Raw genomic sequence first — 24,823 nt, 5'->3', positions numbered from 1 at the left:
GTCCACGAGATCCAGCCTATTTCATTAGAGGTTCTACAGTGAGGGAGAGGGACCAGTGACCGTGGTCGGCTACCGTTCCCCGAACAAGTGGTCAAATCCTTGCGTGTATCGGCATCCATCGACTGACGGGCGTTGTTTCACCCGAAGAAGAAGGCTTCCCGTCTCCAGTTCGGACACGTCGTACACTGGGGTTTTTACAACGTGTTCACGGCCACCACAGTAGTCGATCCAGGGCTCACTTAGCAATAGTAAAAACGGTAGTGCTTCCAGTCCGTGCCGAGAAGGTTCGTGTGAGTCGAGCATGGCATCACCAGTGCCATGATCGTTGAACAGCGTGAGAAACGCGACGTCCGGATCAATCGCGGTAGCTACGTATCTGAACATCTCAACGAGTGCGTCTATTCGAGAGTCCACAGCAGCAACTCCCACCTCATCGGGGTCAAACTGCCACCCGTTCAACCCGCCGAAACCGACGGGCATTGAGAGGTCGCCAATATCAGGACCGGTTCGGTAAGTGACGTCGATTTTGTCTGACTCGCGTCTGTAGAAGATTTCGTTCTCACCGATTTCGTTCAGTTCTCGAGTGAACTCATCGAGAGGGACATGCTTGGTTGCATCAGAATATTTTCCGGGTTTCTGACATTCCACGACATCTGTGGCTTTCTCAGGAGCCGATTTGAACTGTGATTTCTGGATCGCTTGGTGACTATCTGCTACCGTTGACTCCGACCAGTCTGATTTAAGAAAACAACCGATGAGTAATACAGCTATGCCCATATGATATATAATACTATCTGCTATGCTAAGAATATATCTACGTATTGATATTCCGTATTCATCCGGCAGAGACTCTCTTTGAACCGATCTTTCGTGACACTAGCGATATCCAGCACACCGATTTTTGTATAGCAGATATTAGTTTATGCTTGCTGGGCGCTGGTTCGAACCGCTGTGATAACGTCGATCCGAGTTGACTCGCTCGAGTCCGAGCAATCGTCTCGGTTCAGCGTCGTTAGCCCCGAGCCACGCCGACGGCGACGCCGGAGTCGCGTCACGCCGTTTTTACGTACACGCCGGCTATCGACTCCCATGGTGCGCAACGTCGCCGGGCTGCTCCCGGAGCTCGAGGCGGAGGACTTCTATCTCCTCTCGGGGGTCGAACAGGGGATGCGCTTCTCCGAGTGGGTACAACACGAGAAGCTCCCGAAGTTCGCCGACCTCTCTGAAGCAGAAGTCGACTACCGACTCGAGCGCTGTCTCAAGCGCGGGCTGATTGAGAAGAAGACGATCCAGTACGAGGGCTACACCCTCCAGTTCGAGGGCTACGACACGCTGGCGCTGCGGGCGCTCGTCGAGCAAGACACCATCTCGGAGTTCGGCTCGCCACTCGGTGTCGGCAAGGAAAGCGACGTCTACGAGGTCAAATCCTACAAACCGCTGGCGCTGAAATACCACCGCGAAGGGTATACGAACTTTCGGGAGGTTCACAAGGAACGTGATTACACGTCGGACAACGACCACGTCTCCTGGATGTACACCGCCCGGAAGGCCGCCGAACGCGAACACGGGATCCTTGAGGACCTCTATCCCGACGTCTCGGTCCCCCAGCCGATCGGACAGAACCGCCACGCCATCGTCATGGAGAAGATGGACGGCGTCGAACTCTCGCGGACGCGACTCGAAGACGAGCAGGTACTCGGCGTTCTCGACCTGCTCATTTCGGAACTCTCCCTCGCGTACGCGCGTGGATATGTCCATGCGGACATGAGCGAGTACAACGTCTTCGTCAACGAGGAGGGGGTGAAAATTTTCGACTGGCCCCAGGCCGTCCCGACGGACCACGAGAACGCCGACGAGTTCCTCCGGCGGGATTTAGAGAACATCGTGGGGTACTTCCGGCGGAAATACCCCCAGCACGTCCCCGACGACCTCGCGAGCGACGAACTGGCCGACTCAATCACCGCAGATTCGTTCGAAACCGTCGCGGACTTCGTCTGAAGAATTCGCTCTTTCGCCGTGCCCGACGCGGAGTCGAGTTCGGCCTGCCGATAACCTCTCTCGCACTGAACCCTCGAGAGGCGATACGCACCGAGCTATTCCTGCAGAGCGTTCGAGCGATGCTGCTCGGCCACTTCGTGACGAAATACGACGGACCACGCCCGAGAATAAATTCTATATTGCTATACGAAATGGCGCGCAGCGATGGCGATTCGGTCGGGCGATTAGACGGGAACGGCGCGGTGTCGAGATGTGAATCCGAGCTGATGAGTAGCGCGGAACTAAACTAGTCGGTGACACTATCGGCGGGACGACTCTCATGTCGTCCGACAGATGGTGACATTAATTTGACTCCTGCCCGTACCCCAAGGTATGAGCGTGAATACCACACATAGTCTCGACGGTGTCGGAATCTGGGGCGGCGGCCTCACGGGCGGGCTGGTCGGCGGTATCGCCATGGGGCTGGTCCTCCACCTCGGCGGAAACCAGATCGAGTTACTGGGCGGCCTCGCGTCAGAGCCCGAAATGGCGATCGGCGTCGGGTGGACCATTCACCTGATGTTGAGCATCGCGTTCGGACTGATGTTCGCCGCCGTCGTCTCGCGGCGAGCGATCCAAGACCAGATCACCGGGTTCAGTGACTACATCATCGCCGGGCTCGCCTTCGGTGCGGTCATCGGACTCTTCGCCGGCGGCGTCGTGTTTCCCCTCGCGATGAACCGGGCCGGTGTAGCGGCGCTACCGCTGCCCTATCTCCCGATCTCGGGGCCAGTGGCGGAGTTGTTTAGCGCGCTCCTGTTCGGCCTCGGTCATCTCGTCTACGGACTGCTCTTAGGAGCCGTCTTCGCGACGGTCAACGGCGTCACCCCGAGCGGCGTGCGAGAGCGCGTCCCGCTCGTGCGGTGAGCCGGTCGCGAAACGACACCGCCGCCGCCGACCGAGTTCACGGAGTTCGAAGCCCTTATACTCGAGAGCCGGGAAGAGCGGGTAGACTCGCTGGTTCGCGGGCGTCAGCGGGCACCTGTACGACACCATGTCACAGGTCGGGATGTGATCCGCGGGGCTCGGCCCCGGTCGGGATTGAACCAGGAAACGCCCGCGGGTAAACACGATGGCACGAAGCTTCTATTCCCACATCAAGGACGCATGGAAAGACCCCGACGACGGTAAGCTCGGGGAACTGCAGTGGCAGCGAAAGCAAGAGTGGCGCGACCAGGGCGCGATCGAACGAATCGAGCGTCCCACGCGACTCGACAAAGCGCGCGAACTCGGCTACAAGGCCAAACAGGGCATCGTCATGACCCGGGTCTCGGTCCGCAAGGGGACCGCCCGAAAGGAACGGTTCACGGCCGGTCGGCGCTCGAAGCGCCAGGGTGTCAACCGCATCGGGCGGCGCAAGAACATCCAGCGCATCGGCGAAGAGCGCGTCTCCCGCAAGTACCCCAACCTGCGCGTACTCAACAGCTACTGGGTCGGTGAAGACGGCTCGCAAAAGTGGTTCGAAGCGATCCTCGTCGATCCGAACCACCCCGCGATCGAGAACGACGACGACCTAAACTGGATCTGCGACGACGACCACACGAACCGCGCGTTCCGCGGACTCACGAACGCCGGCAAGGCCAACCGCGGGCTCAACAGCCGCGGGAAGGGTGCCGAAAAGGTCCGACCGTCGAACACCGGCGGCCAGGGCCGCGCGAAGTAACGCCCTCGTCGTCGAACCGAACGTCGATTTTTCTGCGACCACCGAAGAGCGAGCGCCAGCGCTGACCGTCTCGAAGCGTCGAACGGCGACCGAGATACACAGCATCGTTCCCGCCGGTCTGGTCCGGGAGTGGACTTATTCCGCAGGCCGACGTATCGCCGCGTATGACACGGCACGTTCTCGTGGCGGTCGACGATTCGACACAGTCGACGTCGGCGCTCGAGTTCGCCTGTACGGAGTATCCGGACGCGACGATCACCGCGCTGTATGTCCTCGATCCCAGCGATATCTACGCCGTCGGCGGCGTCGAAGGAACGGCGATCAACTACGACGAGGTGCAAGCCCACCACGAAGACCGCGCCGAGGAGATCCTCGCAGAGGCACGAGAACAGGCCGCCGAATACGACCTCGAGATCGAAACGGATCACGTCATCGGCGGCGTCTCGCGGTCGATCGTCGACTACGCGGACGAACAGGAGGTTGATCACATCGTCATCGGGAGCCACGGCCGGACGGGCGCGAGCAGGATCCTCCTCGGTAGCGTCGCCGAAACGGTCGCCCGCCGATCGCCGGTGCCGGTGACGATCGTCCGCTAACGAGACCGGACTACTGCAGTCGGGCTCCGACGGATCGGACGAGATCGCTCCTCGAGCGGGAACGGCGGCTACCGATCGCCCGCGGGGACCGGTCGGGGGACCCGAGTATGCCGAAACCGTCTGGCTTCGCGGTTCGAGACCGCCGAAAAGAGCGAATCGGTTATGCCGAAACTGTCTGGCTTTCCTGTTCGGTCGAGCGCATGTCCAAATCGGCCTTCAGGGCCTGGATAGCCTCCTCGGGATCGGTTTCGGAGTCGAAGACTCGGTCGAACCCCAGCTCGCGGAAGAACGACCGCGTCTCCTCGAAGTCGTCCTGCCCGACGGCGAGGTTGCCGCCGATGTAGGTCGTGACGTCGAGGTCGGCCTCCGCGATCCGCCGGTGAAAGCCCTCGCAGTCTTGCTTGGCGTGGCCGTAGAGCGACGAGACGAGTACAGCCTCGGCGTCGTTGGCGGACGCGGCCTCGACGAACTCCTCCTGGGAGCTCTGGACTCCCAGGTTGACGACGTCGAATCCGGCTGCCTCGAGCGCCTGTTCCAGGATGGTGATCCCGACGACGTGAGCGTCCGACCCGATCACGCCGAGGATGACTGTCTCCGTCATGTGCGTACCACCACTAACTGCCGGGCCCACCATAAACCTAATGATTAATAATGTGGTAACCGTTCGCACGGTTCTCCGCTGGCGATCGCAAACGCGTCGGCGAACGTCGGATCGAAACCGACGGTTCGCGTTCTCAATACGGATCACTGAGCGTTCGTTACGCCGATGGCAGAAGGCAGGGGACGCGGTTAGTCGCTCGTCACTCGGTCCGTCGCCGGTCCGACGCTCGTGAGCGCGCCGACCGGCGCGTCGGTTCGATCGCGAGCGCGGTCGATACCGTCCGCTCCGGCCGCGATGAGAGCGAAGACGCCGGCGACGTCGGCCTCGGCGGTGTGAACGATGTCTAACAGCAGTTCCTGTGTCTCGCCCGATCGAATGAGATCGTCGACGACGAGGACGGACTCGCCCGGCTCGATGGCCGACGCGGGAAGGTAGTATGTGAGTTCGATTCCGGACTGAAGCCGCTGGCGCGCCTCAATGAACTCCTCGACGGCGGTCTCTTTGCGTTTTTTCGCATACGCACACCGGACGCCGTAGTAGCTCGCGAGCGCGGCCGCGAGCGTGATCCCGTCGGTCGCGGCCGTGAGGACGACATCAGGACGGTCGAAATCGAAGCCGTTGGCCACGACCGGTGCGGCCAGATCGAGAAACGGCTGATCGAAGACGGTCGCGCTGTTGTCGACGTATCCCTCGTCGTCGACGCTGATCCGCGCGTCGAGTTCTCCGGCCAGCGCCTCCCGGCCGAGATCCTCGACGACCTCGCGCGCGCGGTCAGTTCCCGGGAGGACGTGTCCGTTGACGTACCGGTTGAGATCCCCCGCCGGCAGTCCCGTCGTCTCCGCGAGTTCGTCGTAGGTCCGCGTCTCCTTTAACATCCGCAACACATCGACAGCCCGCAGCTGAAGGGCTGCTTTCTCGGCTCTGTTCATACAGATATGCACGATCCCGCAAGTATGTGTATTGCGATCGGCTCAAGCAGAAGAATTAGCACGAACGTGAGACAGGTCGAGACGGTTCCAACGACCCTCGAGCAAAACGGACGCTGGATCTAGACGGCTAGAAGCGGAAAACGAGAGGGTCAGAAACGCTACTGTAGGAAGTCCGGCTCCGTCCGCTGCTCGTCGCGCTCGGCCTCGAGATGGCTGCGGAACTCCTCGATCTCGACGTCGTACTCCTGGTCCTCGAAGCGGTCGCGGACCGAGATGTTGCCGTCCTCCTCCTCGTTGTCGCCGACGATGATCTGGTAGGGGACCCGATCGTCGTGGGCCGCGCGGATCTTTCGCTCTAAGGTGCTGTCGCGGTCGTCGACCTCGACGCGGAAGTCGTCGAACTCGTTTGCGACGCGGTGGGCGTAGCCGAGGTTATCGTCGGAGATCGGCAGCACGCGGACCTGTTCGGGCGCGAGCCAGAGCGGGAACCGGCCCTCGTAGTGCTCGATGAGCATCATGAAGAACCGCTCGTAGCTGCCGTACAGCGCGCGGTGAATCATGACGGGACGGTGTTCCTCGTTGTCCTCGCCGACGTAGTTCAGATCGAACCGCTTGGGCATGTTGAAGTCCAGTTGCACGGTGGGGCCGTCCCACGAGCGACCGATGGCGTCCTCGAACGCGAAGTCGATTTTCGGCCCATAGAACGCGCCGTCGCCCTCTTCTACCTCGTACTCGTGACCGTGGGCCTCGAGCACGTTCTCGAGTTGCGACTCGGCTTTCTCCCAAATTTCGTCGGAGCCGACCGACTTCTCGGGTCGCGTCGCCAGGGCCATCTCGTACTCCAAGTCGAACGTCTCGAGGACGTCGGTGATCATGTCCATGATCTCCTCGACCTCCTGTCTGATCTGGTCAGGGCGGATGAAGAGGTGGCCGTCGTCGATGGTAAAGGCCCAGACCCGCGAGAGGCCAGAGAGTTCGCCGCGCTGTTCTTTGCGATACACTTTGCCGTTCTCGGCGTAGCGGATCGGCAGGTCGCGGTAGCTCCAGGAGTGGTCCTGGAAGATGGCGGCGTGGCCGGGACAGTTCATCGGCTTCAGGCCGAACTCGTCGTCGCCGACATCGAAGATGAACATGTCGTCCTGGTAGTTCTCGTAGTGGCCCGACCGGTGCCAGAGGTCCGTCTTGAACACGTGGGGCGTCTCGACGTAGTCGTAGCCCGCCTCCTCGTTGAGGTCGCGGACGAACCCCTCGAGTTCCGAGAGGACCGTCTTCCCGGCGGGGTGATACAGCGGCAGGCCCGGCCCCGTCACGTCCTGAATCGAAAAGAGGTCCATCTCGTTGCCGATCCGGCGGTGGTCGCGCTTTTCGGCCTCGCGCTTGCGCTCTAAGAAGTCCTCGAGATCGCTCTCGTCTTCGAACGCCGTGCCGTAGACGCGCGTCTGCATCGTGTTCTCCTCGTTGCCGCGCCAGTAGGCCCCGGCGATCTCGAGGAGTTTCACCGCGCCGATCTCGCCCGTCGAGTCGACGTGCGGGCCGGCACAGAGGTCCTCCCACTCGCCCTGACTGTAGAAGGTGACCGTGTCGTTTTCTTCGGCGAACTCGGAGAGTAGTTCGAGTTTGTAGGGCTCGCCGTCGAGGCGCTCCTCGGCCTCCTCAATCGAGACCTCCTCGCGCTCGATCTCGTAGTCCGCGTCGATGATCTCTTCCATCTCGGCCTCGAGTTCCGCGAGGTCCTCCTCGTCGATATCGAGGTTGTCAAAGTCGTAGTAAAAGCCCTCGTCCGTCGGCGGGCCGATCGCGAGGTCGACGTCGTCGTAGTGTCGCTCGACGGCCTGGGCCAGACAGTGGGCCGCCGAGTGGCGCATGACCTCGAGGGACTCCTCGGAGCCGTCGGTGATGATCTCGAGTTCAGCGCCGTCGTAGACCGGCTGTTCCTTGGCGACGAGGTCGCCGTCGAGTTTGCCGGCGACCGTGTCGCTGCCGAGGCCGGGGCCGATCTCGTAGGCGCAGTCCTCGACCGTCGCGTCCGCGTCGACTGCGAGTTCCGAGCCGTCGGGCAGTACGACCGCTATCCGTTCCTGGGAATTTGGTTCTGACATGGCTGTGGATGTGGTGAAAATCCCGGTGGCGTGTCCGCGCGTCCCGCACACTGGTCGACCGTGGCCGACACAATACGCGGTAGGTGGGAGTTAAAAGCGGGCAACCGCCCCTGTAAAACGGACACCTACCATCGTGGCTACGCGTAGTCTCGAGCGGGATAAAAGCATTGTGATGGTGAGCGACGCCGTCCTCGCTTCCCTCGAGCAGGCGGTCGAAGGCGGCTACGACGACTGGAGTCGACGCCCGGCGTTGCGGTCTGATTATCATCTCGCCTCTCGAAGCGTCCAACGACGCAGCCTGTTATATATAGAATCGTTCATGTGTCATGAACGGCCATTTACGGGCAATGATCCCTGGTGGTTTCCTTCCAGACAGCCCCGTCGTCAACGTCCTCATTATCGTCATCGCGACCGGCTTCATCTGGTTCGGCAGCGGCTGGCTCGAGGAGTCGGCGGAACACCTCTCGGCGTACTACGGGCTGCCGGCGGTCGTGCAGGGGTCGATCGTCGTCGCCGTCGGCTCGAGTTTCCCGGAGCTTTCGAGCGTCGTGTTCACGGCAATCGAAGGAACGTTCGACATGGGCGTCGGTGCGATCGTCGGCTCCGCGATTTTCAACATCCTGGTAATCCCGGCGCTGTCCGGGCTGGTTACGGACGGCGATCTGGACACGAACCGCACCATCGTCTACAAGGAAGCGCAGTTCTATATGATCGCCGTCGCCGCGCTGGTCGTCACGCTCTCACTGGCCGTCATCTACGTCCCCGTTCCCGACGGCCCCGAACTCGCGGGCAACCTGACACGTCCTCTGGCTGCGCTCCCGCTGCTCCTCTACGGTCTGTACCTCTTCATTCAGTGGCAAGACGTCAGTGACCACGACGCCGGGGGCGTCACCGACGGGACCGATATCGGCCGCGAGTGGGGAAAGCTCGCGGTCGGCCTCGTCGTGATCCTCGTGGCCGTCGAACGGCTGGTTGGCAGCGTCGAATCGCTCAGTCACACGTTCGGCATCCCCGCGTTCCTTGCCGGCGTCACCATCATCGCGGCGGCGACGAGCCTGCCGGACACACTCGTGAGCGTGCGTTCGGCCCAAACCGGTAACGGAATCACGAGTATCGGAAACGTCCTCGGCTCGAACACGTTCGATCTTCTGGTCGCAATTCCGATCGGCGTCCTCATCGTCGGGAGTGTCTCCGTGGATTTCGCCGTCGCCGTCCCGATGCTCGGCGTGTTGACGCTTGCGACCGTGCTCCTGTTCTCGTTTCTGCGCACCGACCTTTCGGTCACGACCTTCGAGTCCTATGCGTTGCTCTTTGCGTACGGGCTGTTCGTCGCGTGGATCGTCGCCGAAACCGCCGGCGTGACTCACCTCATTAAGGGTGCCTGAATTCGCGCCGCGACCGACGGTCCGACCGCCGACGGCCTACTGACTTTCGAGCAACTCGCTTGCGGTCACCAGTGCCTCCATCTCGAGGCCCGCGTCCTCGACGGTCTCGCGGCCGCCCTCCTCGCGGTCGACGACGACGAGCGCGCGCTCGACGGTCGCGCCGGCTTCCCGGAGCGCCTCGACGGCCTCGACGAGGCTCGTCCCCGTCGTCACGATGTCCTCGAGGACGACGACCTCTTCGCCCTCGGCGAGTCGGCCCTCGACGAGGTTAGCCGTTCCGTAGTCCTTGCGCTGTTTGCGCGCGATGACGTAGGGGACGCCGGCCGCGACGCTCGTCGCGGCCGCGAGCGGAACCCCGCCCAGCGCGACGCCGGCGAGTTTGTCGTCGGGCGTGAGCCGGTCGGCGAAGGCCGCGGCGATCGACTCGAGGCAGTCGGGATCGGTTTCGAAGAGGTACTTGTCGACGTAGTACTCGCTGGTGCCGCCGTGAGAGAGTTCGAATTCGCCGAACTGGACGGCATCGGCCGCGCGCAGAGCGTCGATGAGCTTCTGGTTGGGCATGCTCGAGAGGGCGCGCCGGACCGAAATAAGCGGTGTGAAACGGGACGCCGAACTTCGCGGCAAACGGGGGCGATCGAATCGCCCCGTTCAGGATAAACCGATCGCGTACGGAATGCCGTTGCAGATACCTTTTTGCCGACGCCCGAGTCTGTGCCAGACGATGACACCATCCAGTGCAGACGAGCCACATCCGGACGTACAGGCGTTTCTCGAGCTCTACGAGTCCCTCGACGCGCCGGAGTTCAGCGAGATCACACCCGAAGAGGCACGGCGGAACTTTGAGGAGCTGCGAGTCACCGACGAGCCCGACATCGAACTCGCGTCCGTCGAAGACCACACGATCGACGGCCCACACGGCGATCTCGCGGTCCGGAGCTACGATCCCGGCACCGAGGGGGACGACCGGCCGCTCCTGCTGTATTTCCACGGTGGTGGGTGGGTAATCGGGAGCATCGACACCCACGACGGCGTCTGCAGGAAACTTGCCGACGACACCGGCTATCCCGTCGTCAGCGTCGACTACGGACTCGCGCCGGAGCACCCTTTCCCCGAGGGCTTGCAGGACTGTTATGCCGCCCTCGAGTGGGCGGCCGAGCAAGCCGACGAACTGCACGCCGACCCGGAGAAGATCGTCGTGGGCGGCGACAGCGCCGGCGGTGGCCTCGCGGCGGGACTATCGCTGCTCGTCCGGGATCAGGGCGGCCCCGAGATCGCCCACCAATTGCTGATCTACCCCAGCGTCGGCGACGCGGCCGCGACAGAGGCCTACGAGGCGAACAAGGAGGGGTACTTCCTCACCGAAAGCGATATGGAGTGGTTCCGGGGCCACTACTTCGAGACCGAGATCGATATGGGGAACGTCTATGCCTTCCCTCTGTTTGCGAACGACCTCTCGGACCTCCCGCCGGCGACGATCATCACCGCCGGCTTCGACCCGCTGCGCGACGTCGGCGCGAACTACGCCGACCGACTCGCGGACGCCGGCGTTTCCGTCGAGTACCACAACTACGACGACATGATCCACGGCTTCTTCAGCATGATCTCGGACCCGATCGATCTGGATCCCGCCCACGAGGCCCACGACGCCGCCGTCGCGAACATGGACGCGACGCTCGAGTAACAGAGTTGTAGCCGTCCGGCCTCGAGCCCATTACCACGGCTCGTTCTTCAGCCCCAGTTTGTACGCGATCACGTTCGTCGTCACGTGGAGAATCGGCGTGAGCACGACGACGACGAAGAGGACCTCGAGCGTGAACCACTCGCGGAACCAGTCGAAGTCGAGCAGGGCGACCAGCGGGAGGGAGACGACGACGAAATCCAACTGGTCGAGGCCGGGGAACATCGCGCCGCGTTGGCGGCCGGTTCGGCGTTTGAGAAACGAGGCGAGGATATCGCCGAGCATCGCGCCGGCGGCGAGGCCGAGCGCCGCGAACGGCGTGAATGCGGGGAGCGGGAAGCCGAGCGCGTCGCTGACACTCGGCTCGATGACGGTGAGCACGGCGGCAAGTGCGAGGCCCGCGACGATCCCCATCGCCGTCCCGCGCCACGTTTTCCCGTCGCCGAGCACCCGCCTGTCGCCCCAGGTCCGCCCGCCGTCGATAGGCCGACCGCCGCCGGCCAACACCGCGGCGTTGTTGGGGACGTAGGCGGGCAACATCGCCCAAAACGCGATCGCGATAGTCTCGAGTACTGCCATGTCCGCCGGGACGAACCGGCGTGTCTTAACCGCCGGTGGTTCGTCGCCGGCAGACACCATCTCCTGCTCGCCGGTTCGTACACACGATCTGTTTTCGTAATGTACGAAAATACTTTATCGTCCCTAATGGACGAACTACTAGAGGCCCTGGTACCATGCCACGAGAGCGTATTTTCGACGAGGCCGAGTACGATCGGCGAGTCGACCGGACGAAAGAGCGACTGCGAGCGGACGACCTCGACGCCATCGTCGTCGCCGATCCGGCGAACATGAACTACCTGACGGGGTACGACGGGTGGTCGTTCTACGTCCATCAAGCCGTCGTGGTCACGCCCGACCGTGACGACCCCGTCTGGATCGGCCGCGGGATGGACGCCAACGGCGCGCGGGCAACGACCCATCTCGGCGAGGACAGCATCCGCGCGTACAGCGACGACCACGTCCACTCGCCGCACGACCTCCACCCGATGGACTACGTCGCGGGCGTACTCGAGGAACTCGAGGTCGCGGACGGCCGGATCGGCCTCGAGATGGACGCCTCTTATTTCACCGCCAAATCGTACACGCGACTGCAGCAAAACCTCCCCGACGCCGAGTTCGAGGACGCGACGCTGCTGGTCGGCTGGGTCCGCATCAAGAAATCCGACCGGGAGCTCGAGTACATGCGCGAGGCGGCCCAGATCTCCGAGAACGCGATGCAAGCGGGGCTGGACGTGATCGAAGAGGGTGTGCCGGAGTACGAGGCCGCGGCCGCGATCTACGAGCACCTCATCACGGGCACCGAGGAGTACGGCGGCGACTACCCCTCGATCGTCCCGTTGATGCCCTCGGGCGATCACACCGGGACGCCCCACCTCACTTGGACCGACCGGCCGTTCGCGGACGGCGACCCGGTCATCATCGAACTCTCCGGCTGTCGTCACCGGTATCACTCCCCGCTGGCTCGCACGACGTTCGTCGGCGATCCGCCCGCGGAGCTCGAGGAAACCGCCGACATCGTCGTCGAGGGGATCGAAGCCGCACTCGAGACGGTCGAACCCGGCGTCACCTGTGAAGCAGTCGAAACGGCCTGGCGCGAGACCATCGCGCAGTACGGCCTCGAGAAGGAGGATCGCATCGGCTACTCGATGGGGCTTGGCTACCCGCCGGACTGGGGCGAACACACCGCGAGCCTACGGCCGGGCGACGAGACGGTCCTCGAGGAGGACATGACGTTCCATATGATTCCGGGCATCTGGACCGACGAGATCGGCATGGAGATCAGCGAGACGTTCCGCGTTACCGGGAGCGGCGCGGAGACGCTGGCCGACTTCCCGCGGCGGCTGTTCACTGCCTGACGTTGCCGGCACCGACGACTATGTGCCGATCTCTCTACCATCCATGGGCATGACATCGTCTGCGACGGAGACCGAACCGGACGCCGAACCGGATTCGGCGCTGGTCACCGCGCGCCGCCAACTCGAGCGCGCGGCGACCCACGTCGACGTCGAGCCCGGCGTTATCGAGCGGTTGAAACACCCGACACGGGTCCAGCAGGTATCGGTGCCCCTCGAGCGCGACGACGGCTCCGTCGAGGTCTTCACCGGCTACCGCGCCCAGCACGACGACGTCCGCGGCCCGTATAAAGGCGGGCTGCGCTACCACCCCGAGGTCAGCGCCGAGGAGTGTACCGGCCTCTCGATGTGGATGACCTGGAAGTGCGCCGTGATGGACCTCCCCTTCGGCGGCGGCAAGGGCGGGATCGCCGTCGATCCGAAGGCGTTGACCGGCGAGGAGACCGAACGACTGACCCGTCGGTTCGCCGAGGAGTTGCGCGACGTCGTCGGGCCGACGACGGACGTTCCCGCGCCCGACATGGGGACCGACGCCCAGACGATGGCCTGGTTCATGGACGCCTACTCGATGCAACAGGGCGAGACGATCCCCGGCGTCGTCACCGGCAAGCCGCCGGTTATCGGCGGCTCCTACGGCCGCGAAGAGGCCCCCGGCCGCTCGGCCGCCATCGCCGCCCGCGAGGCCGTCCGCTACCACGATCGCGAGCTTGCCGAGACCACAGTCGCCGTGCAGGGCTTTGGCAGCGTCGGTGCGAACGCGGCCCGCCTGCTCGAGGACTGGGGCGCGACCGTCGTCGCCGTTTCGGACATCAACGGCGCGATCTATGATCCCGACGGGCTCGAAACGCACGCGATCCCGACCCACGACGAGGAGCCCGAGGCGGTCCTCGAACAGGCGGCCCCGGAGACGCTGTCCAACGGGGAGCTCCTCACACTCGACGTCGACGTGCTGCTCCCGGCGGCCGTCGGCAACGTCATCACCGCTAACAACGCCGACGACATTCGAGCGGACATCGTCGTCGAGGGCGCGAACGGCCCAACGACGTTCGCCGCCGACGCGATCTTAGAGGAGCGCGAGATCCCGGTGATTCCGGACATCCTCGCGAACGCGGGCGGGGTCACCGTCTCCTACTTCGAGTGGCTCCAGGACATCAACCGCCGGCAGTGGTCCCTCGAGCGCGTCAACGAGGAACTCGAAGAGCACGTGCTCGAGGCCTGGCACGACGTCCGCGCCGAGGTCGACGATCGGGGGCTGACGTGGCGCGACGCCGCCTACGTGGTCGCGCTCTCCCGGATTGCCGAGGCGAAGGCGACGCGGGGGCTCTGGCCGTAGGACGTCCACCTCGCCGGCGGGCGTCACGGCCGGGCGTCCGACGGGACCGCGACCGGCCCGTGAGGCCGAGCGAAGGAAAGCGCTCATGTCCCAGTAGCTACACTCCCCGGATATGGCGTCGTGGAAACGGGAGTTCGCGAGCGGACTGATCGTCGTCGGACCGATCCTCGTCACGCTGTACGTGATCTACCGGCTCTACGCGATCGTCACCGGTCTCACGCCGGTGTCCGTGGTCGACGAAACGGCGCTGCGCGGCGTGATCGACCACGGGCCGACCCGCGTGCTCGTCGCCCGTGTCCTCCATATGGCCGTCTCGCTGTCGTTCTTCGCAGTGGTGACGATCACCGTCGGCTCGTTGACCCGAACGACGATCGGTGACCTCTTTTCCGACGGTATCGACGGCATCGCCAACCGCCTCCCGGGACTGCGCGTCGTCTATAACGCGTCGAAAGTCGCCGCCGAGACGACACTCGGCGAGGAGCAGGCGCTTCAGGAGCCGGTCAAAGTTACGAGCTGGGATAACAAGCAGATGACCGCGTTCAAGACCGGCCATCTCACACCCGACGGAAAGGAGGTGCTGTTCATTCCGACAGCACCGAACGTCACCTCGGGGTTCGTCGTCGAGGCCGATCCGGAGCGCGTCACCGAAACCGACGAACCAATCGAAGAGGCGCTGGCGAGAGTGCTGAGCGGCGGGTTCGGCGACACCGACACGGGACCGGGCACGACGGTGCCGTTCAACACGTCCGAGACGCGATCGGCCGACGACGAGTGAAAAGCGCCCGGGCGTCGACAGCGTCTCTCGAGCGCGCTGTAGCGAACGTCGCGTCGAGCTCGCGGCCCGATCGCCGTGCTCGTAGAGCGTGCGGGTCGTCGGTCGCCGGTCAGCGCTCAGGGCGGGAGACGGCGTTTTCGATCTCACCGCCGGTCTCGAGGGCCGCGACGTTTTCCGCGACGATGTCGGATAGCCGGTCCCAGTGGTTCGGCGTGTGACCGCCCGTGTGGGGTGTGATGAGGCAGTTTTCGAGGTCCCAGAGCGGGTGGTCGGCCGGCAGCGGCTCGGGGTCGGTGACGTCGAGTGCGGCACCGCGAATTCCTTCAGACTGGAGCGCGGCGACCAGCGCGTCGGTGTCGATAAGACCGCCGCGAGCCGCGTTAACGATCACCGCGTTCGGCGGCAGGGTCGCCAGTTCGGCCTCGCCGACCAGTCCTCGAGTCAGACCGGTGAGCGGACACGCGAGAACAACGTAGTCGCTCCGAGAGAAGGCCTCGTGGACGTCGTCCTCCTCGAAGCCGAGCACCTCGTCGGTCGGCCCGCCCTTCGAGGGCGTGTACCGGATGCCGATCGTCTCGACCTCAAAGCCCGCGAGGCGCTGGGTGATCTCCTGACCGATCGAGCCGAGACCGACGATCGTGACCGTGCTGCCGGTGAATTCGTCCGACTGGAAATGACGCCACTCGTCGTTCGCCTTTCGCCGCCAGCCCTCGTGGAGCCGGCGCGCGAAGACGAGCATGTTGCCGATAGACTGCTCAGCGATGCCGGGAGCGTGAATTCCGCCGGCGTTCGTCACGGCGACGCCGCGATCGGCCAGCGCGTCCACCGGGACGTGGTCGGTACCGGCGAAGGTGCACGCGAACAGCTCGAGCCGGTCGGCGCGCTCGAGCAGGTCTTCGTCGATCGAAATCCCCGTCACGACCCGCGCCTGGGGGACGAGTTCGCGTTCCTCCTTCGGGGTCCGCGCGAGCGCGACGGTGTGCTCTGGCAGCCGCTCGCGCAGCGCTTCGGCGTACGATGCCATCGACAGCCCTTCCGTTCCCTCTCGCAGAACGACGATGTCCGGGTTCGTGCTCATAGTGGGTGAGGTCGCGTCGCGGTGACGCGGCTTGCGGTCTACCGTCCGATCGTCGGCGCGCTTCTTATTCCTTTGTGTATCTGCCGTTAACGGCAATCGTGTACAACTAAGTCAGTGGGGAACGTTACCTTCTCGCATGTCCGAGCCGATACAGGACCGACTCGCGACGGTTCGTCGCAGCTTTCACCGCCACCCCGAGCCCGCGTGGCGAGAGTTCGTCACCACGGCCCAACTCGTCGCGGAGATTCGGGAGATCGGCGTCGACGACCTCGTCGTCGGCCCGGACGCCTACGATCCCGCCGATCGAATGGCCGTCCCCGACGCGGACCTCGAGCCGTGGCGCGAGCGCGCCCGCGAGCGCGGCGCGGACGAGGATCTGCTGGCGACACTCGAGGGCGGTACCACCGGCGCGGTCGCCGTCCTCGAGCGCGGCGAGGGGCCGGCGATCGGCCTGCGCGTCGATATCGACGGCCTGTTCATCGAGGAATCGACCGACGGAGAGCACGTCCCCGCCGCGGAGGGCTTTCGCTCGGAGATCGACGGCACGATGCACGCCTGCGGCCACGACGTCCACATGACCTGGGGGCTAGCCGCGCTCGAGGCGATCGCCGAGAGCGACTTTTCCGGGCGGCTGGTCGTCTGCTTCCAGCCCGCCGAGGAGACGGGCGGCGGCGGCTGTCCGATGGCGAAAAGCGAGTACGCCGAGGGGCTGGACTACCTGCTGGCGATCCACGTCGGGCTGGATCACCCGACCGGCGAGGTCGTGGCGGGGATCGAGAAACCGCTGGCGATGGCCCACATCGACGCGACGATCGAGGGCACCTCCGCCCATGCGGGCAAGGCCCCCGAGGAGGGCGACAACGCCATGCACGCGATGGGGGCCGCGATCGAGAACGCCTACGGCATCCCCCGCCACAGCGACGGGATGACCCGCGTGAACATCGGGAAGGCCGAGGCGGGCACCGCAAGCAACGTCATCGCCGAGGCGGCCCACATGGAGTGCGAAGCCCGCGGCGAGACCACCGCACTGATGGAGTACATGAAACGCCGGCTCGAGCGCACCGTGCAATCGGCGGCCGAAATGCACGGCTGCGAGGCCGAGGTCGACGTAGTCAGCGAGTCACCCCGAGCCGACAGCGACCCGGAGATGCAAGAGCTCGTGAGCGAGGTCGCCGGCGGTGTTACCGGGATTGAGCGCGTGCTGCCGGCCGCGGACTTCGGCGCAAGCGAGGACGCGACGTTCCTGATGGAGCGCGTTCAGGAAGACGGCGGATTGGCGACCTACATGATCGTCGGCACGGACCACCCGACGAGCCACCACACGCCCACCTTCGATGTCGACGAGCGCAGCCTCGAGCACGGGGTCGACGTGCTCGTCGAGACGATTCATGAACTCGAGCGCCGGCACCCGCTCTCTCGCGCAGGCGGTGAGGGTGACGAATGAGCGGAAACCGGTCCGCGAGCGAGCCGCCGGTCACCCTCGAGGACGTCGAGGACGCGCGGGAGCGCATCGCCGACGTGGTCCACCGGACGCCGCTCGATACCTCCCGGACCTTCGCTGGGATGAGCGGCGCGGCCTCGGTCGGGCTCAAACTCGAGACCCTCCAGCGGACGGGGTCGTTCAAGATCCGCGGCGCATACAACAAAATGAGCCAGCTCTCGGACGCCGAGCGCGAGGCGGGCGTCATCGCCTCGAGCGCGGGCAACCACGCGCAAGGCGTCGCGCTGGCAGGTGATCTGCTCGATATCGACACGACGATCGTGGTGCCGGAGGTGACGCCGGCCGCGAAGAGAGAAGCCACCCGCGGCTACGGGGCCGAGGTCGTCGTCGAGGGCGACATCTACGAGCGGTCCTACGAATACGCCCTCGAGCGGGCCGACGACGGTGGCGAGACGTTCGTCCACCCCTTCGACGACGAGGCCATCATCGCCGGCCAGGGAACGGTCGGCCTCGAGGTGCTCGAGCAGTACCCCGAGATCGATGCCGTCCTCGTTTCGATCGGCGGCGGCGGGCTCATTTCGGGCATCGGAACGGTGCTGAAGGCACGCGATCCCGATATCCGCGTGGTCGGCGTCCAGCCGGAGGGAGCCGCCCACGCGAAGCCGTCGCTCGAGGCCGGCGAGATCCGCGAACTCACCGACATCGACACCGTCGCGGAGGGGATCGCGGACACCCGGATGCTCGAGACGACCTTCGCGATCGCCCGTGAGGTCGTCGACACCGTGGTCGGCGTCAGCGACCGGGAGATCGCTTCTGCAGTTACGCTGTTGGCCGAGCGCGCGAAGATCGTCGCCGAGAGCGCCGGAGCCGCGCCGCTGGCCGCGGCGCTGTCGGACGACCTCGACCTCGCGGGCGAACACGTCGGCGTCGTGATCTCGGGGGGCAACGTCAACCTCACCGAGCACGCCGAACTGACGCGGACGGGACTGCACGAACTCGAGCGCTACGCGGAGGCCAGACTCGCGCTCGACGGCTGGCCGACGGCTGTCGGCGACGTGGTCGAGATCGTTGAATCGGAGGGTTCTGAGTTGGACGTCCTCGAGCGCGTGCGACGGGGTTCCGTCGACGAGCCAAATCGAGTCCCGGTCACCGTCGGCCTCGAGGGAAGCGGCCCCGACCATCTCGATGGGGTGCTCGAGGCGCTGGCGGGACTCGAGGGCGTCTCGATCGTGGAGTGCTCGCTCGAGTGACCGCTTTGAGCACACCGTCGGCGCGCTGAACCGCGACGGAGTCGCGGTTCGACTATCGCGAGGGACGAGCGAGCGAACGCAGTGAGGGAGTGAGTCGGGTGGGGAGGATGTGGAAATCCCGCTACCGGTACGCGAGATCGGTTCTCTCCGTCGTCCGCCGAACGAACTCGAGTCGACGCGACAACGAAAATCGAAGTGGACGGAGAACTGCGACTCGAGGATTCGGTCTCAGTCGGCCACTTTCGCGCTCGGGCCGACGGCCTCGACCGCCTCGAGGAAGATGCCGATCCCCAGTTCGATCTCGCGTGCGGTCGAGTCCAGCGGCGGGAGCAGCCGGATCGTCTTCTTCCCACAGCCAAGCGTCAGCAGGCCGCGCTCGAGGGCCGCCTGCACGACGTTCGTCCGACGCTCGGGGGTGTCGAACTCGACGGCGAGCAACAGCCCCTTGCCGCGCACGTCCTCGACGGAGTCGGGCGCGTCGTCGCGCAGGAGCTCTTTGGCCTGCTCGCCGCGTCTGGTGGCGTTGTCGAGGAGGTCGTGCTCCTCGATCGCCTCGAGGGTGAACGCGCCCATCATCGAGCCCAGCAGGTCACCGCCGCCGAAGGTCGAACCCAGACGGTTCTGCTGGTCGGGGAAGATTTCGGATCGGGAGATGGTCGCACCGACGCGTAGGGCCTTCGCGCTGGCGATCACGTCCGGTTCGATCGGGTAGTGATCGGAGGCCCAGATCTCGCCGGTGCGGCCGATCCCGGTTTGGATCTCGTCGACGACCAGCGGGATGTCGTACTCGTCGGTGACGTCGGCCACTTCCCGCATGAACGCCTCGCTGGGGAAGCGGTAGCCGCCGACGCCCTGCATCGGCTCGAGTGCGAGAAAGGTGATCTCGTCGGGATCAACGTGGCCGCCCTCGGGCGCGAGCATGTCTCGAAGCCGCGAGCCGCCGCCGGCGAAGAAACCGCAGTCGCAACGCTCGGCGTCACAGCCGCGGTCATCACAGAAGGGGATCGTTTCGATCCCGCTGATCTCGGGGTAGTGGCGCGTGTAGACCTCTTTGGACTTCGTGATCGACAGCGTTCCGAGGGTGCGACCGTGGAAGCTCCCCGAGAATGAAATGCCGTATTTCGACGGTGCCCGATGGTCGTTCGTGATCTTCATCGCGTTCTCCATCGCCTCCGCGCCGGAGTTCGAGAGGAAGACGGTGTCCATCCCGTACTGGCTCGAGACCTCGGTCAGTTTCTCCATGAGGTGGCTCGAGCCGGGGAAGTCGGCTTCCTCGGGACTGGGGCCAGAGCCGAAGTACATGTCCTGGCCGGCGATCTTCATCGGCTCGACGAGGTCGAACTCCCGGCTCTTCTGGAGGACCTTCTCGTTGTTGTAGCCAAGCGGTGCCGCGCCGATGTGACAGGTGAAATCGAGCAGGACGTTGCCGTCGACGTCCGTGACGAACGGGCCGTCGGCCTCGCGAGTCACGTCCCAGACGAACTCGTGGGTGTGCTCGCTGGGCGCGGCGTACTCCTGGTGAAAGTCGACCCACTGCTTGCCGTTTGGACCCGGAAGCGCGACCGCGTCGGGCTCCGCCGTGTCCCTGTCCATACACAGATTATGTGTACTATGTACATTAAAACTTGTTATGGATTGGCGGAAGTGTGAGGGGGATGCGACGTCCACGCGAAAAACGAACGCGTGACGACCGCGCCGCGCGTCGGGAAGCGAGAAAGAAAGAGAGGCCGCGGGCAGGTCAGTCGTCGTCCGATTCGACAGGACCGCCGCGACCGGGCGACTCGGTTTCGGTCGTCCGACTCGAGCCGACGAGGACGGTCTCGTCTTGCAAGAGCACGCGGCCGTAGCTCGAGCCGAAGTCCCTGATTAGCGAGAGCATCGCGAGGAAGCAGACGAAGGCGAAGGGCGTGCCGGTGATGATCGCCGCCTGCTGGAGCGTGTTCGCGCTACCGGTCCCGCCGAGGATCATCAGGATGGCCGCGGTCATGCCGAGGACGACGCCCCAGAAGATTCGGTTGATGCTCGAGGGGCGCGCCTTGCCGCCGGTGGTCATCATCGAGACGGCCAGCGTCGAGGAGTCCGCGGACGTGACGAAGAACGTCGTCACGAGGATCATGAAGGCCAGCATGAAGATAGATCCCATGGGGAACGCCTCGAAGAGGATGAAGCCGGAGACCTCCGCGCCGGCCTCGCCGGCGATCACCGCGCCGAAATCGGCGACGCCGTTGTGGTGGGCCCAGACGGAGGTGCCGCCGACGAACGTAAACCACGGGATGGTAGCCGCCGAGGTCGCGACGATCCCGGTGAACGCGACTTCGCGGACGGTGCGGCCCTTGGCGATGCGAGCGATGAACAGGCCCGCGAAGGGAGACCACGAGAGCGCCCACGCCCAGTAGAAGACGGTCCAGGTGTTCATCCAGTTCGTGGCTTCGGCATTGCCCGCACCGAAGGCGCCGGCCCCGGTAAAGAGGCTCATCGATATGAAATCGGAGAACATCCCGCCGAGGGCCTGCGTCCCCACGAGCAGCAGGAACATCGTCGGGCCGACGATAAACGTCGCGACCATGAGGATGACAAAGAGGATCATGTTGAAGTTCGACAGCCGACGGATCCCCCTGTTGACCCCCAGCACCATCGAGGTCGTAAACAGCAGCGTCATGAACGTCACCACGAGGAGGATACCGACGTTCCCCATGCTGATCCCCCACTGGTAGTTCAGCCCGGTGACGAACTGGCTACCGATGAAGCCAAGCGAGGTGGCCACGCCGCCGATCGTCGCGAAGACAGCGAGGATGTCAACGATTTTCGCGACCGGCCCATCCAGGTTGTCCGCGCCGATGATCGGCGTCAGCGCCGAGGACACTCGCAGCGGGACGTTGTCATAGTTGTATGCGAAGTAGCCGATCGCGATCCCCATGATCGTAAACACCGCCAGCTGGGGCAGCGCCCAGTGGAACAGCGTCTGCTGGATCGCGATCGTCATCGCTTCCGAGGTGCCGCCCGAGACCCCCTCGAACAGCGGCGAGGGGTTCGCGTAGTAAAACAGCGCCTCGGTCGGGCCCCAGAACACGACGCCGGCCGCGAATCCGGCCGAGTACAGCATCGCGAAGAACGACAGAAAGCTGTACTCCGGGGACTCGTCGCCCAGCTTGATTGAACCCCATGGACCGATGATCAGGAACAACAGGAAGACGACGATCAGAAACACGATCAGCAGCAGTGCCCAGTTGAACGCGCCAAGCAGCGAATCGTTTAGCGACGAGATCCCGCTCTCGACCGTACTCGGGCTGATGAAAAACGCCGCGATCACCCCGACGGTCAATAGCGCGCCAAACAGGAAGACCGTCGTGTCGATCTCTGCGACGAACTCGTCGACCATCCCCTTCTCGGCATCGCTCATCGTCTCACCCCCCAAACCGAGTTCCGGATCGATGGTTGCCCGAATCTCCACCTACCGTTCACCATGCTGTGCGATGGCATACCATCTCAATCAACGCTATACACAATAAACGTTTCTCAGGTGCCCATTTTGTCGACAGATTGTGTTTATTGTACGTTCGGCCGAACGCGACGAGGTGGGGGGAATAATTTACGTATTTGTTCCAAGGGTGCATAAATGCCCATGTTCGTCCATCGAAGTTGTCCCAAGAACGCGTTCCGTAACCGTATGGTTCACTGGCCACGACTCTCTGGAGCGAGGCGCGTATCGTAAAGCGACATGAGCCGCACGCAGAGTCACAAACCGGTGTGTCGCTGCTAACGTCCGAGATCGCCGTCTGCCGACGAGCGGGCGGACAGTTCGGGCGATAAGACGTCGGCATCCGAACTCGAGCATCGGCGGAGTCGAAAACGAAAACGGGCAGGTCGGCGGCGACTGCGCGGTCGTCAGTTCGTCAGTTCCTCGAGCGTGCGCTCCCGGTCGTCGGCACTTTCGGTCACGCGCTCGGAGAACTCGTCGACGCGGTCTTTGATCTCTTCGCGGGCCTCTTCCGGCGAGAAGCCGTCGGACATCGTCAGCAGACGGACGAACGCACGGAGTTCCTCGTCGGTGAGCTGGGCAAACTCCCCGTTCTCGAGTTTCTCGACGACCTCGTCGACGTCGATCTGGCCGACCGGTTCGACGTTAAACTCGACGTTGACCATCCGGTAGTTCGAGCCGGCCAGGCGCTGTTCGGCCTTGCCGACGCCCTCCGAAAGCATGTCTTTGAACGGGGTGTGATAGCCCATCGTTCCGAGATGCAGGAAGGCGAGCATGTCGGTGATTCCCTGCGTGTAGGCGTCGCGGTCCTCGGCGTCCGGATCGAAGACCGTCTCGCGGTCGCGTTCCTCCATGTACTCAAAGAGGATGCTGAAATCGAGGATCGCGTTGCGGACCCGACGCCGGATCCGATTTCGCTTCTGTTTTTTCGAGTGGTCGGTGTAGTCGGTCTTCCGGCCGAGCAGGAAATCGCGGTCGGAGGGCGTAAGAATCCCGCGCGGGCGATCAGCGTCCGCCGCCGTCTGGAGCGACTCCGGCACGTCGTCCTGACTCATACAGAGTACACGAACAGCGTTCGAATTAACGTTTCTGATCCGGCGAACGTGATTTCGCGCGAACAGTTCGACGGACGCGTACCGAGTCTACGGCCGCCGGCGCGAGAGTTCGACGGCTGTCTCGGACAGCAGCGCCACGCCGATCCCGAGGCTCTCCTCGTCGACGTCGAACGTGGGCGTGTGGTGACTCGTCGGATGGTCGGTTCCGATGAGAACGTAGGAGGCGAGGCCGCCGTTTTCCTGTACCCGCTGCATGAGGTAGGTGACGTCTTCGCTCACGCCGAACGCCTCGCTTTGAATCACGCGATCGACGTCCTCGAGTTCCCACGCGACGTTGCCGACGAGGTCCCGTAACGCGGGATGGCTGTCGACGCGGGGCGACTCGCTGATCACCCGCGGCGTCACGTCGCAGTCGTGCATTTCCGCGGCGGCATAGCACACCCGCTCGAGTTCGGTGCGCATGTACTCCATCAGCGCGGTGGTCTCGCCGCGGACCTCGGCCTCGATCGTGACTTCCTCGGCGATGACGTTGCTCGCGGTGCCGCCCTCGATACAGCCGACGTTGACCCGGGTCATCCCGTCGCTGTGGCGCGGGATCGCGTAGGCGTTCTGAATCGCGGTGGCCGCCGCTTGCATCGCGTTGGCTCCCTCGTTGGGTGCCTTCCCCGCGTGGGCGCTTGCCCCCTCGAATGTCGCGGTGAGGTGTGCCATCGCTAGCGGTTTCTCGATCCCCGCGACGACCTCGCCAGTCGGGTGATCCAGCCCGATGTGAAGCGCGAGCAGGTAATCCACGTCGTCGAGGTAGCCGCTCTCGGCCATCGCTTTCCCGCCGCCGGAGATCTCCTCGGCGGGTTGAAAGAACACCTTCAGCGTCCCGGCAAAGTCGCTTTGCTTGACCGTCTCGAGCGTGCCAAGCGCCATCGCGAGGTGGGCGTCGTGCCCGCAGGCGTGCATGTAGCCGTCGTGTTCGGAGCGAAAGCCCTCGGCGGCCGGCCGGTGATCGGCCTCGGTCGACTCGCGCATTGAGATCGCGTCGAGGTCGACGCGCAGGCCGAGGCAGGGACCCTCGCCCTGTTCGAGGACTGCAATCACGCCCGTGTGTCCGTCGGCGGTCCGTTCGAGGATGTCGGCGCGGACGCCGGCCTCGCGAGCCCGCTCGCGCCACGGCTCGAGGTCCGCGTCGGGCGGGACAGCCATGCGCTCGTCGGTCGCCAGCGCCTCGCGGCCGACGGCGATCTCGTCGACGCCGATCCGCTCGAGTTCCTCGACGACGCGGGCCGTCGTCTGAAACTCCCGCCAGCCGGGTTCGGGACGGCGGTGAAACGCGCGCCGGAGATCGCTGAGTCTGTGTCGCACCTCGTTTGACATCCGTGTGAGTTCTACACGTGGAGGATACTTAATCGTAGTCGATAATCGTATACTTGCTATCCATCACTAGTGTAGTGTGTCACTGATCAGAGGAGGTTCGGCCGGAATTGGATGGCGGCCGGCAGCGACGGTCCGGTCGGCTCT

General features: G+C 64.3%; 22 protein-coding genes. 11 read left to right on the top strand and 11 right to left on the bottom strand.

The genetic code is table 11. The annotated features are described in order from the left end of the window. Window positions 1–69: 69 nt before the first annotated feature. Entirely contained in the window at window positions 70–777 is a 708-nt protein-coding gene (locus tag ACJ70B_RS13200; RefSeq protein ID WP_408957458.1) for a hypothetical protein, read from the bottom strand. Between the two features lie 312 nt (window positions 778–1,089). Here ACJ70B_RS13200 and ACJ70B_RS13195 point away from each other — a divergent pair, with 312 nt between their 5' ends. From ACJ70B_RS13195 to ACJ70B_RS13180, 4 genes are all read left to right on the top strand, one after another. Beyond that, the gene (locus ACJ70B_RS13195) at window positions 1,090–1,998 is read left to right on the top strand and encodes a serine/threonine-protein kinase RIO2 (RefSeq protein ID WP_408957457.1); all 909 of its coding nucleotides are present in this window, start codon (window positions 1,090–1,092) and stop codon (window positions 1,996–1,998) included. Between the two features lie 372 nt (window positions 1,999–2,370). Beyond that, window positions 2,371–2,904, top strand: coding sequence for a hypothetical protein (locus tag ACJ70B_RS13190; RefSeq protein ID WP_408957456.1), 534 nt, complete (start codon window positions 2,371–2,373; stop codon window positions 2,902–2,904). Window positions 2,905–3,109: 205 nt separating this feature from the next. Beyond that, window positions 3,110–3,700, top strand: a complete 591-nt coding sequence (locus tag ACJ70B_RS13185; protein WP_408957455.1) for a 50S ribosomal protein L15e — start codon at window positions 3,110–3,112, stop codon at window positions 3,698–3,700. A 164-nt stretch (window positions 3,701–3,864) separates the two neighbouring features. After that, on the top strand, window positions 3,865–4,296 hold the full coding sequence (locus ACJ70B_RS13180; RefSeq protein WP_408957454.1) for a universal stress protein: 432 nt from the start codon (window positions 3,865–3,867) through the stop codon (window positions 4,294–4,296). Window positions 4,297–4,456: 160 nt separating this feature from the next. Here ACJ70B_RS13180 and glmS read toward each other — a convergent pair whose 3' ends face one another. The 3 genes from glmS to thrS form a co-directional block, all read right to left on the bottom strand. Next, entirely contained in the window at window positions 4,457–4,897 is a 441-nt protein-coding gene (gene glmS, locus ACJ70B_RS13175; protein WP_408957453.1) for a methylaspartate mutase subunit S, read from the bottom strand. A 188-nt stretch (window positions 4,898–5,085) separates the two neighbouring features. Next, window positions 5,086–5,826, bottom strand: coding sequence for a phosphoribosyltransferase family protein (locus ACJ70B_RS13170; RefSeq protein WP_408957452.1), 741 nt, complete (start codon window positions 5,824–5,826; stop codon window positions 5,086–5,088). A 158-nt stretch (window positions 5,827–5,984) separates the two neighbouring features. After that, the gene (thrS, locus tag ACJ70B_RS13165) at window positions 5,985–7,925 is read right to left on the bottom strand and encodes a threonine--tRNA ligase (protein ID WP_408957451.1); all 1,941 of its coding nucleotides are present in this window, start codon (window positions 7,923–7,925) and stop codon (window positions 5,985–5,987) included. 347 nt (window positions 7,926–8,272) lie between these two features. On the opposite strand from thrS, the gene ACJ70B_RS13160 reads away from it, so the two are divergent. Then, entirely contained in the window at window positions 8,273–9,310 is a 1,038-nt protein-coding gene (locus ACJ70B_RS13160) for a sodium:calcium antiporter (protein ID WP_408957450.1), read from the top strand. A gap of 36 nt (window positions 9,311–9,346) precedes the next feature. On the opposite strand, the gene pyrE is transcribed toward ACJ70B_RS13160, so the two are convergent. Further along, complete coding sequence (pyrE, locus tag ACJ70B_RS13155; protein WP_408957449.1) at window positions 9,347–9,871, bottom strand: orotate phosphoribosyltransferase; 525 nt, start codon at window positions 9,869–9,871, stop codon at window positions 9,347–9,349. 160 nt (window positions 9,872–10,031) lie between these two features. On the opposite strand from pyrE, the gene ACJ70B_RS13150 reads away from it, so the two are divergent. Next, complete coding sequence (locus tag ACJ70B_RS13150) at window positions 10,032–10,991, top strand: alpha/beta hydrolase (RefSeq protein WP_408957448.1); 960 nt, start codon at window positions 10,032–10,034, stop codon at window positions 10,989–10,991. A 30-nt stretch (window positions 10,992–11,021) separates the two neighbouring features. Here ACJ70B_RS13150 and ACJ70B_RS13145 read toward each other — a convergent pair whose 3' ends face one another. Next, window positions 11,022–11,567 carry a CDP-2,3-bis-(O-geranylgeranyl)-sn-glycerol synthase gene (locus ACJ70B_RS13145; RefSeq protein ID WP_408957447.1) on the bottom strand — a complete coding sequence of 182 codons (546 nt, stop codon included), beginning with the start codon at window positions 11,565–11,567 and terminating at the stop codon, window positions 11,022–11,024. Window positions 11,568–11,722: 155 nt separating this feature from the next. Here ACJ70B_RS13145 and ACJ70B_RS13140 point away from each other — a divergent pair, with 155 nt between their 5' ends. From ACJ70B_RS13140 to ACJ70B_RS13130, 3 genes are all read left to right on the top strand, one after another. Further along, a complete protein-coding gene (locus ACJ70B_RS13140; protein ID WP_408957446.1) occupies window positions 11,723–12,904 on the top strand; it encodes a M24 family metallopeptidase in 1,182 nt (393 codons plus the stop codon). A gap of 43 nt (window positions 12,905–12,947) precedes the next feature. Next, on the top strand, window positions 12,948–14,234 hold the full coding sequence (gene gdhB / locus ACJ70B_RS13135; RefSeq protein WP_408957445.1) for a glutamate dehydrogenase GdhB: 1,287 nt from the start codon (window positions 12,948–12,950) through the stop codon (window positions 14,232–14,234). Between the two features lie 112 nt (window positions 14,235–14,346). Continuing rightward, window positions 14,347–15,009, top strand: coding sequence for a DUF502 domain-containing protein (locus ACJ70B_RS13130; RefSeq protein ID WP_408957444.1), 663 nt, complete (start codon window positions 14,347–14,349; stop codon window positions 15,007–15,009). A 109-nt stretch (window positions 15,010–15,118) separates the two neighbouring features. On the opposite strand, the gene ACJ70B_RS13125 is transcribed toward ACJ70B_RS13130, so the two are convergent. Beyond that, the gene (locus ACJ70B_RS13125; RefSeq protein WP_408957443.1) at window positions 15,119–16,087 is read right to left on the bottom strand and encodes a D-2-hydroxyacid dehydrogenase; all 969 of its coding nucleotides are present in this window, start codon (window positions 16,085–16,087) and stop codon (window positions 15,119–15,121) included. Between the two features lie 136 nt (window positions 16,088–16,223). Here ACJ70B_RS13125 and ACJ70B_RS13120 point away from each other — a divergent pair, with 136 nt between their 5' ends. Together ACJ70B_RS13120 and ilvA are read left to right on the top strand one after the other, a co-directional pair. Then, window positions 16,224–17,531: an amidohydrolase gene (locus tag ACJ70B_RS13120; protein WP_408957442.1), complete on the top strand. Its 1,308-nt coding sequence runs from the start codon at window positions 16,224–16,226 to the stop codon at window positions 17,529–17,531. Further along, the gene (ilvA, locus tag ACJ70B_RS13115; RefSeq protein ID WP_408957441.1) at window positions 17,528–18,778 is read left to right on the top strand and encodes a threonine ammonia-lyase; all 1,251 of its coding nucleotides are present in this window, start codon (window positions 17,528–17,530) and stop codon (window positions 18,776–18,778) included. Before ACJ70B_RS13120 ends, ilvA begins: the two co-directional genes overlap by 4 nt. A 228-nt stretch (window positions 18,779–19,006) precedes the next feature. Here ilvA and ACJ70B_RS13110 read toward each other — a convergent pair whose 3' ends face one another. From ACJ70B_RS13110 to ACJ70B_RS13095, 4 genes are all read right to left on the bottom strand, one after another. Further along, window positions 19,007–20,371: an aminotransferase class III-fold pyridoxal phosphate-dependent enzyme gene (locus tag ACJ70B_RS13110; protein WP_408957440.1), complete on the bottom strand. Its 1,365-nt coding sequence runs from the start codon at window positions 20,369–20,371 to the stop codon at window positions 19,007–19,009. A gap of 145 nt (window positions 20,372–20,516) precedes the next feature. Further along, complete coding sequence (locus ACJ70B_RS13105; protein ID WP_408957439.1) at window positions 20,517–22,178, bottom strand: BCCT family transporter; 1,662 nt, start codon at window positions 22,176–22,178, stop codon at window positions 20,517–20,519. A gap of 485 nt (window positions 22,179–22,663) precedes the next feature. Continuing rightward, the gene (locus ACJ70B_RS13100) at window positions 22,664–23,311 is read right to left on the bottom strand and encodes a hypothetical protein (RefSeq protein ID WP_408957438.1); all 648 of its coding nucleotides are present in this window, start codon (window positions 23,309–23,311) and stop codon (window positions 22,664–22,666) included. 87 nt (window positions 23,312–23,398) lie between these two features. Continuing rightward, window positions 23,399–24,679 (bottom strand): amidohydrolase, encoded by a 1,281-nt coding sequence (locus tag ACJ70B_RS13095; RefSeq protein WP_408957437.1) that lies wholly within the window; start codon window positions 24,677–24,679, stop codon window positions 23,399–23,401. Window positions 24,680–24,823: the final 144 nt, after the last annotated feature.

This window comes from Natrinema sp. 74, assembly GCF_046097095.1.
GTDB lineage: Archaea > Halobacteriota > Halobacteria > Halobacteriales > Natrialbaceae > Natrinema.
Note: the sequence above shows the minus strand (reverse complement) of the source record. Positions and strands in the feature narration are given on the sequence as shown.